This is a genomic window from Albibacterium profundi (assembly GCF_042159835.1).
In the GTDB taxonomy this organism is placed as follows: Bacteria; Bacteroidota; Bacteroidia; order Sphingobacteriales; family Sphingobacteriaceae; genus Albibacterium; species Albibacterium profundi.
Genome location: NZ_JBBVGT010000003.1, coordinates 248,653 through 266,804, shown reverse-complemented (window position 1 = coordinate 266,804; position 18,152 = coordinate 248,653). Strand labels below are relative to the sequence as shown.

Here is an 18,152-nt window from a genome sequence, read left to right as displayed (position 1 = left end):
TGGCCTTTGTTAGTATCGAGCTTTTCTAATTTACTTGACTTGGAAACGATAGACCTTCCTTCCTAAGGATCCGTTCTCGTCTAATCCTTCCACAACCACCCGATACGTGCCGGGATCATCGGCCGTATAATACTCAAATTCTGCATGCCCTTTTTCATCCGTTAGCAAAATCGGATTCCAATGAATGGTAGTACGAATGTCTTGCGACTGTAAAGAGGTTCTTGGGCCGCTGTATTTAGGAACATAAAACTGTCGTTCCTCTGCAAAGCCCTTTGGATTAAAGGTTAGCATATTGGATGGCGGGAAGAGTTCCTTGATCTGTTGCGCAGTTAGTTTTTGGGTTTTTACTTCTTTCATGTTGACAACCACTACCCCCATGGTATTTGAGCGCTGATTAATGCCTGTCAAGCCGTCGTCTTTAAAGATCTCAATAGACTCAACCATCGAGGGCTGAACACCATATAGATAGGTAACATCTACCGGCATGCCATTTACGTAAATTTCAACCGGTACTCGCCCTCCACTGTTATACACACTGGTTAGGTACAACATATTATCGACATAGGTTAAACCCATCATTCCCGAAACACAATTCAACAGGTTATTACAACCACCAAGATTTGTTCCTTGGATCGTATAGTCTGGCATCATGCTTAAACCACTCAGTGCAGCATGGTCACGATGGCTAGGTTTTCTGGTCTGCCGGGCTTCGATCTCCACTTCTCTCAACAAGAAACCCGTACTGTTCATCATTCGGTTGTTTTTTAAATAGGTTTGCAAAGCACTATCGATATTAAGCAATTCATCTGCCTTATTTATATTCTTTGTTATGGTCGGGAAAGGTTCCCCATCCACCATAATCATTAAGTTTTCAGAATTCAAATTGTTACGTGCATTAATAACTACTTGTAAGGAGTCTTTAAATGCAAGGTTGGTGAAGTTGAACCGACCCTGATCATCTGTAGTCCCATCTTTGTAAAACGAATTTTCAGGAATCTGCAATAAAAGTCGGCCATTTGCCAAAGGCATACCATCGGCACGTCTAATGGTGCCTGAAACTGTCAAGCTCTGTTCCGGCAACATCCGAATGTTAGGCATTTTTCCGAGGGCAATATCGCTGTATTTGTATTTCCGATAACCCTGAGTCATGAGCAGAAGATCCAAATCTTCTAGCTTCTTTTCATTGACATCATGAAAATAATAATTGGGTTTTTCAATATAACCCTGAACTTCCGAACTCAAGAGAATACTGCTCCATATGGTGGTCTCTTTATCTTCATTTACCGGAACTTTTGTCTCGTCGATAACGGATACTGAGAAATTACCCAGACTTGAATCCTGTTCTGTATTTCCAATATCGAGTGCCATCTTTACGGCCTCACGCGGACCATACGACTCTTTATCTGCCGTTAGGTTCATGGTTAAAGTATCGGGACGCCGAACAAACACTAGACGCTCGGCGAGTGTCTGACCCGTTGATGCCAGCACACTTAACTGAACAACTCCGGATGGAAAATTCATCTTCGGTATGGTAGAAGAGAATTCGGTGTTTCGTATCCCGCTTTGAGCCGCATAGTAAACTACACCACCGTTACGACCGACCACATAAAAGCCCTTATTTCTATTCTTTTCTACAAAAGCGGGGTTCATTTGAATCAATATTCTCAAATTATTGGGGTCTTTACCGTCTACGGTGAGCGTCACTCCCTCAGCCTTAACTTCCGGCAAACTATAGGTGGCACTGCTTCCATCTGCAAAAGTCATCTCGGCAAAATAAGTCTCACCTAGCTTCGGCGTCATGTTAAATTTCCCCATTCCTAAATGCTGGGAATTTATCGTTGCGATGCTCGCGCCTTTTGAATCAACAATCTCGCCACGAGCAGAAACCCCCAGACCGTCCGGCTGAATCGCCTTAAATGCGACAACCGTCGGAATGCCGTCTATCAAATCACCGCCCTCAGGGAAAAACTGAACATCTTTTTTTGGAGCCGCTTTTTCTAAAGGAAAGACAGTTTCAACAGTTTTATTATCCAGTTCGATATTCGTGATTAGTTTTCCGCGACTCAAATCGACATCAGAGGAGCTGTTAAATTCTACGGTCAAGATTCCTTGTGCGTTCGTGTTACCCCGGCCTCGGCCTGCCCGATCGAAATCGACCAGCGCTTCCCAGTCCACACGCTTATTTGCCAAGGGAAGGTTCTGTTCATCTTTAAATTGAAGGGTTGCCTTAACTTTAACCGACTTGTCGCTTCGGTCGCTATTGAAGGTAATATGCGTTAGAATATCCTTGTTAATTGAATTTCCGACCAACAGCGTCTTGTGAAAAAAATATGATTCGTCGAAATTCAACATCCATTTCGTATAAGCGCGAATTCGATAATTCCCCTGCTTATAGTTGAGGTGATTTAGAGGGATACTGCTATGTGCGCTGCTATTAATAACAGGCAACATGACACTTTCCATCAGTGAATCTTTTTCACTAATAATGTCAACATAAACAATCTTACTCAGGGGTGATGGAATATTTTGTATCGAAGTAAGATAGGCTTTGAACCAAATGGTATCGCCCACAGCATAATAAGGTTTATCGAAATGAATATGGATTTTCTCTGAGGGAACGTTCGTGATAAGTTCGTTGTTTTTTTCAACGAGCGCAGTAACCGCGATACTGTCTGTTAACACCACGGGTTTTTCTTCAACTTTCTTCGGTTCTCCTAATGTCTGACCCACGGGGATCTTATCAAGCTGCGCAAAAGCATTATCAAAAAAACAGGTGGCGATTATTAATAGGACTGCAAATCTAAGGTACTTCATCTAAGGGAATTTAAAATTCAGACTCTCGGTAGGCTTTTGGAGACATACCGGTGTGTCTTTTAAAATACTTGCCAAAAAAGGACTGATCACTAAAATTGAGATTATCAGCAATTTCACCGATACTTAATTCGGATCGACCTAACAAAAATTTTGCCTCCAATATAACAAGATCATTTATAATTTCACTAGCATTCTTACCAGAAAATTCTTTGACAATTTCACTGAGGTACTTTGCTGATACATTTAGTTGGTCCGCATACTTCTTTACCGTACGAACCTCTCTAAACTGCTCGCGTGCGAGATTACCAAATTTAATGATTAGCCTTTCTTGTCGCGTGAAATTCATCCGGGTCATCTGGGAATACTTTTGAGCCATAGCACCAAGTTCATACAAAAAAATAAAGAAACTATGTATCAGAATCTCTTTACCGAAGGGATGAATTGCATATTGAGCTGTGCGTTCAATTAAGCGACCAATCAAGGCGATAATCAATTGAGTATCCTCCTCCTCTAGGTTCCAGACCGGGGAGAAACGACTGGAAAAAAAAGCGAATACGTCGGAGCCATTTTCTGGCATACCCACTTCCGCCATAAAATCGATCGTAAAGCTAACTCCCGATAGTGTATAGGATGTCTCAACCGGGAGCATGCTCATGATGGTTGTCGGAGAAATCACCACTAAGGAATTTTTCTTAATGTCATAATCCCGCATGTCGAGGTTAATCTTCCCGTGTCCATCGGTTACAATAAATATTGATATTCGCTCAGATCGGCGACTAACTACCTTTTTCCGCAGCCACTCATCGTCCGCGTTGATCTCGTGCTTATCAATAACGACAAAACCATCCAATACGGTATGTAAAAATTTATGTCGATCATGTCCTAAGTCAGCAAGTTGACTAATTTGCTTTGCTTTCTGTTCTTCGCTTTTTGTTTTCATTTTTATATCATTAAAATATAGTCAGTTGCAACAAACTACAATTGACCATAAAAGACCTAGACGTCTTTTACTTTAACTTCTTATAACATTTAGAATCGGACATCTTTTTATTGGTCGTTTTTACAGAAAAATCTTTGCCGACACATTCTTTTGCAATGTCATAAATACAGCGATCATTTCCTATTAGATCATTATACGAAATGTCATAAGCGGTCGTTATAAGCTTATATCCAACTAAGTAAATTAAATATAATCTCATAAGCGATGCTTCCTTTTATATAAACCTTCACAAAGATAAGGTTTTCAACCCATGGCAATTTGGTTGAAATGGCAATTTATGTATGACATCTTTTTTCAAATGTCATCAAAATCTAATTTAAAAACAAATACGACATATAGACCAAAATAAACGATAAAGAACCCTTTTTTAACGGCTCATTTGTACCGTACTTTGCGCATGTTTTGCGAATCACTGGATATGAAGACCATAATTTTAGTGTACGTTTTTTAATATCAAATCAAACATAACGAATGAAAATCTTTAAACGCAGTTTCAGTATTTTAGGTATTATATTCCTGCTAATACCTGGAATATTAAAGGCTCAAACTACGGAAGGCCGCAGTCTAAGTAATGCCACCTTGCCCCAACTCGTAGAATATGCCTTACGAAACCAACCAAAAATGAAGCAGGCATTAATCGATGAAGAGATTGGCGAAAGAGAAATAAACTCGGCCTTATCTGGTTGGTTACCACAAGTCAGTGCGAACGCCAACTTTAACCATAATTTAAAGCAGGCGGTGAGCCCCTTAACCATGGGCGGAGAAACGACTTATATTACGATGGGCACAAAGAACTCATCGGGCTTGACGATACAGGCTGACCAACAGTTGTTAAATGCAGGTCTTATCCAAGCGTCAAAGTCTGCGAAGTTTTATCGTGAGCAATACGATTTGAACACTGAGAACCGTAGCATTAACACCATTGTAGAAGTTAGTAAAGCATATTACGATATCCTAACAAGTCAAGAGCAACTGCAAATTATTGTGGAAAATATTGCACGTCTGGAAAAGCAATTCCAAGACGCTAAGGCACAGTTTGACGTAGGCTTGGTCGACAAAACCGACTATCAACGAGCGCAAATCAGCTTAAGCAACTCTAAGGCGGACAAAAAACGTACAGAGGAAATCTTAAAATACAAATACGCGTTCTTAAAATCATTAATTGGTTATGAGCCGACAAAGGACCTAACTCTTTCATTTGACGGACAGGAAATGGAACGTAATGTATTGCTCGACACCACTGAAGTACTGAATTACCAGAACCGTGTGGAATACAGACAATTGTTAACCAGCAAACAGTTACAAGAGATAAACACAAACTATAATAAATTGCAGTTTATGCCGAGTTTATCTGGCTTTATAAACTATGGGTGGGCTTATAACCACGACCAATTCAGCGAACTATACAAACAATCGTTCCCAAGTTCCGTTGTTGGCTTACGCTTAAGTATTCCTATTTTTTCGGGAACTAAGCGCATCCAGGAAATCAAAAAGTCACAATTACTTGAGGAACGTATAGAACTTGATATTGAGGATACTAAGAATCTAATCAACAGTCAATATGAACTCGCGATGGCATCCTACAAAGCAAACTTGAACGATTGGAAAGTAGCCAACCAAAATGTCAAATTATCTGAAGAGGTTTATAATACCATTAAACTTCAATATGACGAAGGCATTAAAACGTATCTCGATTTGATGACATCCGAAACCGCTCTGCGTACCGCACAATTAAATTATCTAAACACACTATATAGTTTGCTTTCGTCTAAACTGGATGTACAGCAGGCACTAGGCACTGTTTCACTAAACCAATAATATATTAGAAATGAACTTGAATCACATAAAAACAGGTATTATACTTTTGAGTACTGCATTAATTGCATCATGTGGCAACTCACAACAAGGTGGTGGACAACAGTCGGCACCCCCTCCTATGCCCGTAGCTACATTTACTGTAGAAAAGTCATCTGTAACCGTTCCGGATTCCTATCCAGGAGTGGTTGTACCTTTACAAGAAGTTGAGTTACGCGGAGAAGTCGGCGGGTATATCACTGGCATCTTTGTTCAAGACGGTCAGAAAGTAAACAAAGGTCAACGTCTTTATGAAATTGACCGCACCAACTACCAAGCAGCGTTCAATTCTGCTAAAGCAAATTTAGAAGTAGCGAAAGCAAATCTGGCACGGGCTGATAAAGATGCGGAGCGCTATACCAATCTTGCGAAAAAAGAAGCGATCGCCCAACAGCGAGTCGATTATGCATTAACAGACCTAGCTAATGCTAAATCACAAGTAGCCGCAGCCGAAGCTAGTTTAGCATCTGCGGAAGCAAATTACAGAAAGTCGGTGATTGTTTCACCACTGACCGGAACCATTGGCATTTCACAAGTGAAATTGGGAGCGTTAGTTACGCCGGGATCAACGCTTTTAAACACGGTATCTACCAATGACCCTATCGCAGTAGATATTGCGTTGAACCAACGCGACATCGCTCGCTTCGTTGAGTTACAGAAGAACCCGAGTACAACGGTAAGCGATTCGATCTTTTCGATTGAACAAAACGGAAATCGCTATGCATTAAATGGACGTATCCACGCCATCGACCGTGCTGTTGATCCAAATACGGGTACAATTACCGTTCGCATTAGCTTCCCAAATCCTAACGGAACCTTGATACCGGGCATGAACTGTAATGTTACGGTTCTTAACAAAAGCAGTGAGCCGCAATTGGTAATTCCACACAAATCTGTTTTAGAACAACTCGGCAAATACTCAGTGTATGTCGTTGGCGATAGTAGCAAAGTCAACCAGCAGATTGTTGAAGTAGGTCCGCAAGTTGGCCAAATGATTGTTATTAAAGAAGGATTGAAAGAAGGGGATGTTATTGTTTCAGAAGGGATTATGAAACTACGTCCGGGTGCAGTAGTTCAACCAGCTAAGCAAGCGGATAGCAATGTGACGGACGCTCCGGCAACTACACCCAGCAACTAAGTTCCATTATTAATTAGCAAAATACTATGATATCAGAAATATTTATAAAACGACCGGCCATGGCCATCGTTATATCGATACTGATTGTCTTGGTCGGCACCATTGTCTTAACGGGACTGCCCATCAGTCAATATCCAAACATTGCCCCTCCTACCGTCACGGTTACAGCCAACTACACGGGTGCGGATGCACAAACCGTAGAACAAACGGTTACGACACCTATTGAAAGTCAAATCAACGGTACTCCGGGAATGAAATACATCACTTCATCGAGTACAGCTGACGGTCGCTCCAGCATTACTGTAACTTTTGAGGTTGGAACCGATATCGATATCGCCGCCTTAGATGTACAGAACCGTGTTGCAATTGCTGAGCCGGCTCTACCTGAACCTGTTAGACGCCTCGGTGTAGTTACCAAGAAGGCGAATAGCGACATGCTTATGGTACTGGGGTTAATTTCACCGAACGGTACATACGACCAACAGTTCTTGGCCAACTACGCCAACCTTTATGTTAAAGATGAGATGATGCGTGTGCCGGGAGTCGGTGATGTTATGGCCTTCGGGCAGCCATTTAGTATGCGTGTATGGATGGACGCTGGAAAAATGGCGTCAATGGGAATCACGCCGGCACAAATTACGGCTGCTATCCAAGAACAAAACAACCGAATGCCGGGCGGTAGCGTTGGCGGCCCGCCACAGCAACAAGGCCAAACTTTTGAATATTCGGTAATCTTGGATGGCGCTCTTTCAACTGAAGAAGAGTTTAGAAATATCATCGTCAAAACGAATACCGACGGCTCACCGGTTTACTTGAAAGATGTAGCACGAGTTGAATTAGGACAGTTTGCTTATAACATTAGTGCAAAAGTTAATGATGACGTAGCTGCCATGATGGGGATTATGCAAACGCCCGGGGGAAATGCCGTACAAACAGCCGAAGGTATTTATGAAGCTTTGGAGCGACTGAAACAGTCGTTCCCAGAAGACTTGGATTATATCGTGGGTTATGAAACTGTATCCATTGTCCATGAGTCGATCAATTCAGTATTACATACCCTGATTGAAGCTATTATCTTGGTAACCATCGTAGTATTCGTATTCCTACAAAGCTGGCGGGCGACTCTTATTCCGATACTGGCGATACCGGTTTCCATTATCGGTACCTTCATCTTTTTCTCGGTCTTAGGTTTTTCAGTGAATGTGCTGACCATGTTTGGTTTTGTTTTGGCGATTGGTATTGTGGTGGATGATGCCATTGTCGTCGTCGAGGCCGTCCAGCATTATATCGACCAGGGTTCATCTCCTCGGGAAGCTACTATGAAAGCAATGAAAGATATTACCGCTCCGGTGATAGCAATTGCCCTGATTTTAGCATCGGTATTTATTCCGGTGGGCTTTATCCCCGGTATGGTGGGTCAATTGTATCAGCAATTTGCAATTACAATCGCCATCTCGGTACTCATCTCTGCATTTGTTGCTCTCTCGTTAACACCAGCACTTTGTGCTATGTTACTGCGACCAAGCAAACTCAACAAAGAAGCAAAAGGCATAAACCGTTGGTTCTACAGATTTAATAGATGGTTTGAAAAAGTAACTAGAAATTATTCCGATAACGTAAAATGGTGCTTACAAAAAACGCCTTTGGTATTAATCGTATTGATTTGTATCTATGTTGGAACGATCGGCTTGTTTTCTGCCAAACCATCGGGATTTATTCCAACAGAAGATGCTGGTGTATTCATTATGGGTGCTTCTTTACCTGAAGGATCCTCAACCGCTAGAACACAAGCATTTGTCGACCGCGTATCTCAAACCGTACGAGAGAAGAACCCAGAAATATCTGGTGTTACGGCGATTACGGGAATTAATATATTGAACAGTGCATTCAAATCCAATTCGGCAACATTCTTCGTACAATTAAAACCTTGGGGTGAACGTGAACGAGGGGTAGCTGAGGTGCTGGCCAGTGTATCTCAGGAATTTGCACTTGATCCGGAAGGTATGCTTCTGGCAGTACAACCTCCTCCTATTCCCGGCTTGGGTATCAGCGGTGGGTTTACGATCCAAATTCAAGAACAACAAACCGGAGATATTAAGAATTTTGAGAGCATAGCGGGACAGTTTATCGGAGCTGCAAATCAGCGCCCTGAAATTGGCATGGCCTATACACTCTTCAATTCAAGGACACCGAATTATAAAGTAGAGGTAAACCGTGATCAGGTTAAGAGAATGGGTGTATCGATCGGCTCCGTATATAGTACCATCGCTAGCAATTTTGGTAGTAGTTATGTAAACGACTTCACTCGCTTTGGGCGTAATTTCCGAGTGGTGACACAGGCTGACACCTCATACCGAGCAAACATCGAGAACCTAAACAATCTTTATGTAAACAATATGCAGGGAACACCTGTTCCACTAAGTACGATGGTTTCCTATCATAAAGAAGAAAATCCTTCCATTATTAATCACTTCAACCTGTTCCGGTCGATCGAAGTAGGTGGTAGTGCGATGCAGGGATATAGTAGTGGTGATGCCTTGACTGCCTTAGAGGAGACTGCCGTTCAATCTTTACCAAGTGGCTACTCCTACAGTTTTTCTGGACTCAGTGAGCAAGAAAAGGAATCCGGAGATGCTACAACGACTATCTTTGCATTAATCGTCGTTGTTGTTTTCCTCCTATTGGTTGCCCTCTATGAAAGTTGGTCGGTCCCATTCTCTATCCTACTGAGTGTACCTTTGGGGATGTTCGGAGCAATCTTGGCTTTAATATTTCTACCTCACTTGGATAATAATATCTATGCGCAAGTCGGTTTCATCACACTCATTGGTTTGTCTGCAAAAAATGCAATTTTAATTGTTGAATTTGCAAAAGAACGTGTAGACATGGGCATGGAGCTAATCGCAGCAACCCTGGAAGCCGTAAGATTGAGGTTACGCCCGATCATCATGACTTCCCTAGCCTTTATCTTAGGTGTAACGCCTTTGATTTTCTCGGCTGGCGCTAGTGCCGTATCGCGTCAGACCATTGGTTGGACGGTAGCCTCGGGTATGACAATCGCTACTTTATTTGCTATATTTGTTGTACCTGTACTATTTGTCTTTATTACTAGAATAGCATACGGTAAAAAGAAGTTAGCAGAACTTCAAGCGAACTACAACCCAGAAGATCACGCTGACAAACTGCATTAAGATTGATAAATAATCGTGTCGATCCCTTCATCATGGGGTCGACACTTAAATAACAATCACATGAAAACGTTCATAGCAGCCACCGATTTTTCTAAAGAAGCCGACAATGCCGTCGAGTATGCATGTTTCGCAGCAGCAATTTTCGACACCGATGTGCTTCTGTTCAACGCCTACCACATTCCTTTACATGTATCAAACGCTCGCCTCCCGGCTACCGTATTCAATGAGTTAATGGAGAAGAACGAATGGTTATTAAAGGAAAAGGCCGAGGAGCTTTCAAGAAAGTATTCGATTAAAGTGCGATATGAAACTCGTTTTTCACAAGTCGACGAGGAGATTGAAAAGATTTTTGCTGAATATGATGCGGAAATAGTCATAATGGGAACGGCACCGGATTCGCTCGGTCAAGAGCTTTTTGGAAATACTACGACGTCTTTAATTATGCAGCATAAACTGCCGGTATTAGCTATCCCTCCTGGGGTTAAATATAAGCCTGTCAGAAAGATACTTTTCGCAGTCGACTTCCTACGTGGTGTCAATATCCGTATTTTGGAACGAATCAGATTATATGCGCGTGCCGCAGCCGCTGAGGTTGAGGTGTTTCATGTTCAACGAAAATTACGGTCGATAGACGAAGACTTACAACAATCGGCGATCGACAACATTGATTCTGGTCTTAAAGATGTGTCGCACACCTACAAAAATATTGAATCTGAGAGGGTGATAGATGAGATTCAAAACGAGATAAAACAAATCGATGCCGACCTGCTAATTATGGTTCCCCAACGCTATGGTTTTTGGAAATCAATCGTCCACCGTAGCAAAACAAGAGTGATGGCGTCACAGACTGAGATACCCTTATTGTCCATACCGATTGGCACGGAAGTTTAGACCCAGATTACAACCCGCTGACTTTCAAGTAGTCATAGAACCAAAGCCCCTTATAACATCAAATAAGGGGCTTTTTTAATGTTATACGGAGAATTGTCATGCTAATTTCAGATTCACTTTAATACGACATTTAGACCATTTATACCGATAAATTGACCTTGCAACAGCTTCGAAATATAGAGACTTTTGTTGCAACAAACGAGGGATTGAACCCTCGAATCGTTTAAATTTAAAAGGATAAAAAATGAAAAAATTATTATTATCAATCGCATTATTAGGTGGAGTGGTATTAACCTCTCAAGCACAAACAGACAAAGGAAATTTCATCCTTGGCGGTACAGTTTCTTATAACACGGTTAAGTCGGACGCATCCGGTGCAAATTCGGCATACGATTTTTCAGTAGCTCCTAATGTTGGGTATTTTGTTGATGACAACATCGCTATCGGGACAGGAATAGGTTACCAAACTTCGAGATTAGATGAAGCGAGCAATGTAGGTAAAACAGAAGCTTTCGTGGTAGCTCCTTTCGGTCGTTACTATACTCCGATTGCTAACAATTTCAAGTTCTTCGGACAACTATCGGTGCCTATGGCATTCGGATCAGTTAAAGCCATCAATGAAGACCTAGAAACCGGAGACAAGACAGGTAGCTCGACTTCCATAGGTGTAGCTTTATCACCAGGTTTCGTTTATTTCCCTAGCGATAAAGTAGGTCTTGAATTTGCAGTTAACGGACTTTCGTACAACAACTATTCGATTGAAGACGGAGACGGCAATACAGTCGAAGGTGCAGGTTATGACAGCTTCTCATTCGGAGCCGATTTCTTCGCCCCTTCTTTGGGTATCCATTTCTACTTCTAGGAAAGTATATACAAAAACAAGCATGGGGTCTTCTTGATATATCGAGAAGACCCCATGCTTGTTAAAAAAACGACTACTTTATTGTTTATAAAACGGTAAATACATATTTTCAATCCCTTGATTAGGGACGTGAACGATAACAGCTCGCACTTCATCGTCTCTTAACTCAAATGCAATACCTGCTTCCACGTCGTCATACACCCGAACAATCGTATCGCTTAATGCATCTGTAAACGAAAGCTCGACAGCATCTGGATAGGACTCTTTGATAATAGATAAATCGTCACCAAATGAAATACCATTATCCATCTCGAAATCAACTTCATTCAGACGCATAACCTGAATTGACTTTTTCATATCGATTTCTGCATCACAGGCCGAATACACATCAAACTCAGCTACAGGATGTGCTGGAGTGTTTTTGTCTTCCAAATACCATATACTCCAACTTTTACACATCGCAGCATCTGCACTATCTACCTCTCCAAGGCGATTGAACAAATTCGACTCCTCTACTTCTTGATCAATTAGAAAATCGCCAATTGAGTTCCCTGCAACCACACGGATAATCGGCTGATCAGTGAACTTTACAACGATTGTGTCGATTTGATTGCTGTCGATTAGTTCGGCATCCTCGGCGTTAGTTCCATCTGCCATTCCATTTCGTTGTTGGTTTGAACACGCAGTGGTTATTAAAAGTACAGCAATAAGCCATCCTGCGGACAATTGCCTCGAAGCTTTATTCATCATAGCGTAACGATTGATTCACACCAATGTAATCTTAGTGCGTTAAATTTGAACAGATTGTGTATTATCATATATTTGGTAAAACAATCAATTCTTAAAATAGTTTAACCTTAAAAACAAATATTATGGCACAAATTACTTTCAAAGGCGATAACGTTAACACCGTTGGCTCATTACCAGCAGTGGGAACAGAAGCTAAAGATTTTACGTTAACCGGAACAGATCTATCAGACAAAAGCTTATCCAATTACAAAGGGAAAAACGTTATTCTGAACATATTTCCGAGCATAAACACGGGTGTGTGTGCTCAATCTGTTCGAAAATTCAACGAAGAAGCTGCGAGCTTAGATAACACAGTTGTCCTTTGCATTTCAAAAGACTTACCGTTTGCACAAGCTGAATTTTGTGGCGCTGAGGGCATTAAGAATGTCGAGATGCTTTCCGATTTTAGAACCTCATTCGGCGAGGAGTACGGCGTACAAATGGCGGATGGACCATTAAAAGGCTTACACAGTCGCGCAGTAGTAGTCATCGATCCTCAAGGAAAGATTGTTTATGAGGAGCAGGTGCCAGAAATTGGTCAAGAACCCAACTACGACCAAGCTATTAAGGCTGTTTCGTAAATTAGCTTAAACAAAATATCAATAAAAAATAAAATGACAGAAGAGGTGATCCTTGTCGACCAAGAAGACAAAGCACTAGGTACGATGGAGAAATTGGAAGCACACCAAACTGGTGTACTACATCGAGCCTTTTCTGTCTTTTTGTTTAATAGCGCGGGCGAGCTTTTACTCCAACAACGCGCCTTGGACAAATATCATTCTCCAGGATTATGGTCCAACACCTGCTGCAGCCACCCTCGACCGGGTGAAGATACATTAGGAGCAGCCAAGCGACGATTACAAGAAGAAATGGGCATGGAGTGTGAGCTTCGTTTTATATCCAAGTTCCTCTATAAAACCCGGTTTGAGAACGGACTCTTTGAACATGAATTGGATCATATTTTTGTTGGAACAACTGATTCATTGCCCAAAATAAATCCTCAAGAAGCAAACGACTTTAAATTTCTTAGCCTAGCTCAAATCAAAGCTGATATAAAGAATAACCCGGACCAATATACGGTGTGGTTAAAATTGGCTTTGCCTCAGATTGAAGCAATCAGAGCGAAAAACGCACATCGTTTGTAATACAAAAATTACGATAAACGATGACCTTTAACTAATCGTTAACGTATAAAACAATTCATTTATTGTATTTTTGATGATTGCACTATTTCATCAAAACAAACTATGCTGAAAAAAAATACGGTCTTACAAGCCATTATTTTACCGACTATCCTATTAATCGCTGCATGTGGCGGAAATTCTGAAAATAAACAAAACGCTGAAGTAACTATATCTGAATATCCAATATTGACGATTGAACCGCGATCAACAACTTTAAACAGCAACTACCCAGCAACTATTGAAGGTCAACAAAACATTGAAATCCGACCAAAGATAGAAGGCTTTATTGAGCATATTTACGTGGATGAAGGTGCTACTGTTAAACAGGGCCAGGCACTCTTTCGCATCAGTGCCCCACAATACGAACAAGAGAAACGATCTGCGGAGGCTGCTGTAAAAATAGCCGAGGCTGCTGTAAATACAGCACAAATGGAGGTAAATAAAGTAAGGCCGTTGGTAGAGAAAAATATAATCAGTCGCTATCAACTTGAATCTGCACAGTTCAACCTAGAATCACAGCAAGCTCAATTGGCTCAAGCTCGTGCTAACCTAACGAATGCTTCAACCAATGTTGGTTATACGTTAATAACCAGTCCGGTTAACGGTGTTGTCGGCACGCTTCCTTATAAAATCGGGAGTTTAGTAAGCAGCAATACTCCGCAGCCCTTAACAACGGTATCTAATATCACCAATATCTACGCATACTTTTCGATTAATGAAAAACAGATGTTGGAGATTTCTGGCCGCGAAGCGGAAGGCTCGGCCCGCGATAATCTAGCAAATATCCCTCAAGTTTCTTTGATACTTGCCAATGGTTCTCAATTTCCATATCCGGGGCGAATTGAAACTACCAGCGGACTCATAAACACGGCAACCGGCTCCATTAGTGTGCGTGCTACCTTCCCGAATCCGGGAAATGTTGTTCGCAGCGGTAGTAGTGGTGTTATTATCATTCCTTTGGAATTAGATTCGGCGATTGTCATACCACAGAAATCAACCTACGAGATACAAGGCAAAAAATTTGTTTATCAACTTCAAGAAGATAACACGGTAACCAGCAAGTCGATTACCGTCATGGATAATGATGACGGCCAATTTTACGTAGTAAACGCGGGACTTAAACCTGGTGACAAAATTGTAATGGAAGGACTGGCGACTCTGCGGGATGGACTCAATGTACAACCGGTAGCCGTGAATGCCGATAGTCTGTTCAAGCCCGTAACTACTCCAGATACTGTTCGATAATATACAAACTTGACAAAGAATTATGTTTAATCGTTTCATAGAACGACCTGTACTAGCGACCGTAATCTCCATCTTAATTGTTCTGTTAGGAGGTTTAGGATTACTTACGCTTCCTGTTTCCCAGTACCCTGATATAGCACCTCCAACAATTGTGGTTTCTGCATCCTACCAAGGAGCAAACGCAGAAGTTGTATTAAATAGCGTAATCGTTCCTCTCGAAGAGCAGATCAACGGGGTGGAGGACATGGCCTATATGAGATCTTCTGCCGGAAACGACGGAAGCGCACGTATTACGATTGTCTTCAAGACAGGAACCGATCCCGATATTGCCAATGTTAACGTCCAGAATCGGGTGGCACGGGCCACCAGTCTTCTGCCTCAGGAGGTTACCCGATCGGGTGTCTCCACTTTTAAAACACAAAGTAGTAACCTGATTATCTTCTCTTTATATAGCGAGGATCCAACCTATGATCAGACCTTTCTTCAAAACTACGCAGAGATTAATCTCGTTCCTTTAATGAAAAGGGTAAACGGTGTAGGTGAGGCAAGAGCTTTTGGTCGAATGGATTATTCCATGCGAATCTGGCTTAAACCGGATGTCATGGCTACCTACGGTTTGGTACCTAACGATATCAGTGCTGCTTTGGCCGAGCAAAATATTGAAGCCGCTCCTGGCCAGTTCGGCGAGCAAGGTGGCCAGTCTTTTCAATATACAATCAAATATAAGGGTCGATTAGCCGATGTGTCTGAATTTGAGAATATTGTACTGAGAGCCGGTAATGACGGTCAGCTCCTTAGACTTAAAGATATCGCTAGGATCGAGCTGGGTGCGATGAACTATGCCACATCATCGACAACCAACGGATACCCATCGGTAGGTGTAGCCATCAGCCAAACAGCCGGCTCAAACGCACAAGAGGTAATTGAAGGTAGCTTAGAAGTACTTAATGAGGCAGCTCAAAACTTTCCAAAGGGAATTAAATATGTGAACCTGGTGAATGCCAACGACTTCCTTGACGCATCTATCAGCAAGGTAATCACTACGCTGATTGAAGCCTTCATTTTGGTTTTCTTGGTTGTATTCATCTTCTTACAAGACTTTCGGTCGACTTTGATACCCGCTATCGCGGTGCCTGTATCTATTATTGGAACGTTTTTCTTCCTGAGTCTTTTCGGCTTTACAATCAACTTACTTACTCTATTTGCACTTTTGTTGGCTATCGGTATCGTTGTGGATGACGCTATCGTCGTCGTCGAGGCCGTCCATGCCAAGCTGGATCAAGGTTATACATCTTCATTAGTTGCAACCAAGGATGCGATGAGTGAGATTTCCGGCGCGATTATCTCCATTACTCTTGTGATGGCTGCAGTGTTCGTTCCGATTAGTTTTATTTCCGGCTCAGCAGGTGTTTTCTATCAGCAGTTCGGATTAACATTGGCAGTGGCTATCATCCTATCCGCAGTTAATGCCCTAACATTGAGCCCAGCACTCTGTGCACTCTTTTTGAAGCCTCATCATGAGCGAGATAAAAAGAAGAATTTTATCCAGCGTTTTTATACGGCATTTAACGTCGCTTTCGAAACTACGACCAATAAGTACAGGAAATCTGTTTCCTTCCTCATCCACCGTAAGTGGATTGCGCTAACGGGTATTGTGCTTTTTACCGCTGCATTTTTTATTTTAATGCGAGTAACACCTACAGCTTTTGTTCCGAACGAAGATACTGGTTCCATTATGGCGGACATCGCATTACCAACCTCAGCCTCGGTGGAACGGACGGAAGAAGTTGCTATCGAAGTTGAGCGCTTGGTACGGACCATCCCTGAAGTAGAAAACGTACTTCGGGTAAGCGGTAACGGGTTGATCAGCGGACGTGGTAGTAACTATGCCATGTTGATTATTAAGTTAAAAGACTGGTCTGAACGGAAACGCGACGACCAAAGTGTGCAGGCAATTATCGGTCAACTTTTTGCGAAAACGCGCTCCATCACTGAAGCAAAAGTGATCTATTTCGCACCACCTACCATCCAAGGTTTTGGTGTATCTCAAGGTTTTGAATTTCAGCTTCAGGACCGCACCGGTGCTGATATTGCTACATTCACCAAAGTGGGCAACGATTTTATTGCCGCCTTAAATGAACGTCCTGAAATCCAATATGCATCTACCTCTTTTGACCCTAACTTCCCCCAATATGAAATTGAGGTTAATGTAGAGAAAACCAAAGAAGCAGGCTTCACAGTAAGTGAAATAATGGGAACCATGCAGGGTTATTATGGTGGTATCTATGCATCTAATTTCAACCAGTTTGGAAAACAATACCGTGTAATGTATCAAGCTGAACCGCAATATAGAGCCAACCCTGAAGGGCTGAACAATATATATGTTCGGAATCAGGAAGGACAGATGGCTCCCATTACAAGCTTCATATCCTTAAAACGCGTGTACGGTCCACAGTCAATTTCCCGATTTAACTTATTTACAGCTATTGAAATAAATGGCTCGCCTAATGCAGGTTATAGTTCAGGCGATGCCATTCGGGCGATTGAGGAAGTTGCCGCTACTTCCCTACCCGTTGGTTATGGTTATGAGTTTTCAGGAATGACACGCGAAGAAATATCAGCCGGTAGTCAAACCATGTTTATTTTCTTGCTGGTAATCATCTTCGTATATCTTTTACTCAGCGCCCAATATGAAAGCTACATACTGCCTTTAGCCGTACTCTTATCATTACCAATCGGTTTGGCGGGTGTGTATATTTTCGCAACGATATTCGGAATTTCAAATAACATATACTTACAGATTACTCTTATCATGCTCGTCGGGCTCCTTTCTAAAAACGCTATTCTGATCGTCGAGTTCTCTGCAGAGCGACGACGACAAGGTATGCCGATTGTGAAAGCAGCACTTGAAGGCGCACAAGCGCGTCTCCGTCCGATTCTGATGACTTCTTTTGCATTCATCTTTGGACTCATCCCCTTAATGCTGTCTTCCGGAGCAGGTGCAGTTGGCAATCAAGCAATCGGTACCGGTGCCGTTGGTGGTATGCTTATCGGAACGATTTTCGGAGTATTCGTAATACCGATTTTGTTTATTATTTTCCAGGGATTGCAAGAACGCTTCAGAAAAAAGCCACTACCAGCCGCGCCCAATACACAATCAAATGAGAACCCTGATCATATCTAA

At 42.0% G+C, this 18,152-nt stretch carries 12 protein-coding genes; 9 read left to right on the top strand and 3 right to left on the bottom strand.

From position 1 onward, the window contains the following. Positions 1 to 30 precede the first annotated feature (30 nt). Together WKR92_RS12680 and WKR92_RS12675 are read right to left on the bottom strand one after the other, a co-directional pair. Positions 31 to 2,814, bottom strand: a complete 2,784-nt coding sequence (locus WKR92_RS12680) for a carboxypeptidase-like regulatory domain-containing protein (protein ID WP_375558202.1) — start codon at positions 2,812 to 2,814, stop codon at positions 31 to 33. 10 nt (positions 2,815 to 2,824) lie between these two features. Then, a complete protein-coding gene (locus WKR92_RS12675; protein WP_375558201.1) occupies positions 2,825 to 3,754 on the bottom strand; it encodes a helix-turn-helix domain-containing protein in 930 nt (309 codons plus the stop codon). A gap of 531 nt (positions 3,755 to 4,285) precedes the next feature. On the opposite strand from WKR92_RS12675, the gene WKR92_RS12670 reads away from it, so the two are divergent. The 5 genes from WKR92_RS12670 to WKR92_RS12650 all read left to right on the top strand — a co-directional run bounded on the left by WKR92_RS12670 (position 4,286) and on the right by WKR92_RS12650 (position 11,750). Beyond that, positions 4,286 to 5,632 (top strand): TolC family protein, encoded by a 1,347-nt coding sequence (locus WKR92_RS12670; protein WP_375558200.1) that lies wholly within the window; start codon positions 4,286 to 4,288, stop codon positions 5,630 to 5,632. A 10-nt stretch (positions 5,633 to 5,642) separates the two neighbouring features. Beyond that, positions 5,643 to 6,806: an efflux RND transporter periplasmic adaptor subunit gene (locus WKR92_RS12665; RefSeq protein ID WP_375558199.1), complete on the top strand. Its 1,164-nt coding sequence runs from the start codon at positions 5,643 to 5,645 to the stop codon at positions 6,804 to 6,806. Positions 6,807 to 6,832: 26 nt separating this feature from the next. Further along, positions 6,833 to 9,997, top strand: coding sequence for an efflux RND transporter permease subunit (locus tag WKR92_RS12660; RefSeq protein WP_375558198.1), 3,165 nt, complete (start codon positions 6,833 to 6,835; stop codon positions 9,995 to 9,997). 60 nt (positions 9,998 to 10,057) lie between these two features. Continuing rightward, positions 10,058 to 10,888: a universal stress protein gene (locus tag WKR92_RS12655; RefSeq protein WP_375558197.1), complete on the top strand. Its 831-nt coding sequence runs from the start codon at positions 10,058 to 10,060 to the stop codon at positions 10,886 to 10,888. A 244-nt stretch (positions 10,889 to 11,132) separates the two neighbouring features. Continuing rightward, complete coding sequence (locus WKR92_RS12650; protein ID WP_375558196.1) at positions 11,133 to 11,750, top strand: outer membrane beta-barrel protein; 618 nt, start codon at positions 11,133 to 11,135, stop codon at positions 11,748 to 11,750. 78 nt (positions 11,751 to 11,828) lie between these two features. On the opposite strand, the gene WKR92_RS12645 is transcribed toward WKR92_RS12650, so the two are convergent. Beyond that, complete coding sequence (locus WKR92_RS12645; protein WP_375558195.1) at positions 11,829 to 12,500, bottom strand: hypothetical protein; 672 nt, start codon at positions 12,498 to 12,500, stop codon at positions 11,829 to 11,831. A 122-nt stretch (positions 12,501 to 12,622) separates the two neighbouring features. Between WKR92_RS12645 and tpx the strand changes: the two genes are divergently transcribed. The 4 genes from tpx (at position 12,623) to WKR92_RS12625 (ending at position 18,152) form a co-directional block, all read left to right on the top strand. Continuing rightward, positions 12,623 to 13,120 (top strand): thiol peroxidase, encoded by a 498-nt coding sequence (gene tpx / locus WKR92_RS12640; RefSeq protein WP_375558194.1) that lies wholly within the window; start codon positions 12,623 to 12,625, stop codon positions 13,118 to 13,120. Positions 13,121 to 13,153: 33 nt separating this feature from the next. Further along, entirely contained in the window at positions 13,154 to 13,684 is a 531-nt protein-coding gene (gene idi, locus WKR92_RS12635) for an isopentenyl-diphosphate Delta-isomerase (protein WP_375558193.1), read from the top strand. A gap of 102 nt (positions 13,685 to 13,786) precedes the next feature. Further along, positions 13,787 to 14,968 carry an efflux RND transporter periplasmic adaptor subunit gene (locus WKR92_RS12630; RefSeq protein ID WP_375558192.1) on the top strand — a complete coding sequence of 394 codons (1,182 nt, stop codon included), beginning with the start codon at positions 13,787 to 13,789 and terminating at the stop codon, positions 14,966 to 14,968. A 22-nt stretch (positions 14,969 to 14,990) separates the two neighbouring features. Then, complete coding sequence (locus WKR92_RS12625; RefSeq protein WP_375558191.1) at positions 14,991 to 18,152, top strand: efflux RND transporter permease subunit; 3,162 nt, start codon at positions 14,991 to 14,993, stop codon at positions 18,150 to 18,152.

What these genes read in the sequence shown, in the direction of transcription:
- tpx (WP_375558194.1), top strand. Translation starts at nt 12,623, where the DNA reads ATGGCACAAATTACTTTCAAAGGCGATAACGTTAACACCGTTGGCTCA.
- idi (WP_375558193.1), top strand. Translation starts at nt 13,154, where the DNA reads ATGACAGAAGAGGTGATCCTTGTCGACCAAGAAGACAAAGCACTAGGT.
- WKR92_RS12670 (WP_375558200.1), top strand. Translation starts at nt 4,286, where the DNA reads ATGAAAATCTTTAAACGCAGTTTCAGTATTTTAGGTATTATATTCCTG.
- WKR92_RS12650 (WP_375558196.1), top strand. Translation starts at nt 11,133, where the DNA reads ATGAAAAAATTATTATTATCAATCGCATTATTAGGTGGAGTGGTATTA.
- WKR92_RS12675 (WP_375558201.1), bottom strand. Translation starts at nt 3,754, where the DNA reads ATGAAAACAAAAAGCGAAGAACAGAAAGCAAAGCAAATTAGTCAACTT.
- WKR92_RS12660 (WP_375558198.1), top strand. Translation starts at nt 6,833, where the DNA reads ATGATATCAGAAATATTTATAAAACGACCGGCCATGGCCATCGTTATA.
- WKR92_RS12645 (WP_375558195.1), bottom strand. Translation starts at nt 12,500, where the DNA reads ATGATGAATAAAGCTTCGAGGCAATTGTCCGCAGGATGGCTTATTGCT.
- WKR92_RS12665 (WP_375558199.1), top strand. Translation starts at nt 5,643, where the DNA reads ATGAACTTGAATCACATAAAAACAGGTATTATACTTTTGAGTACTGCA.
- WKR92_RS12625 (WP_375558191.1), top strand. Translation starts at nt 14,991, where the DNA reads ATGTTTAATCGTTTCATAGAACGACCTGTACTAGCGACCGTAATCTCC.
- WKR92_RS12630 (WP_375558192.1), top strand. Translation starts at nt 13,787, where the DNA reads ATGCTGAAAAAAAATACGGTCTTACAAGCCATTATTTTACCGACTATC.
- WKR92_RS12655 (WP_375558197.1), top strand. Translation starts at nt 10,058, where the DNA reads ATGAAAACGTTCATAGCAGCCACCGATTTTTCTAAAGAAGCCGACAAT.
- WKR92_RS12680 (WP_375558202.1), bottom strand. Translation starts at nt 2,814, where the DNA reads ATGAAGTACCTTAGATTTGCAGTCCTATTAATAATCGCCACCTGTTTT.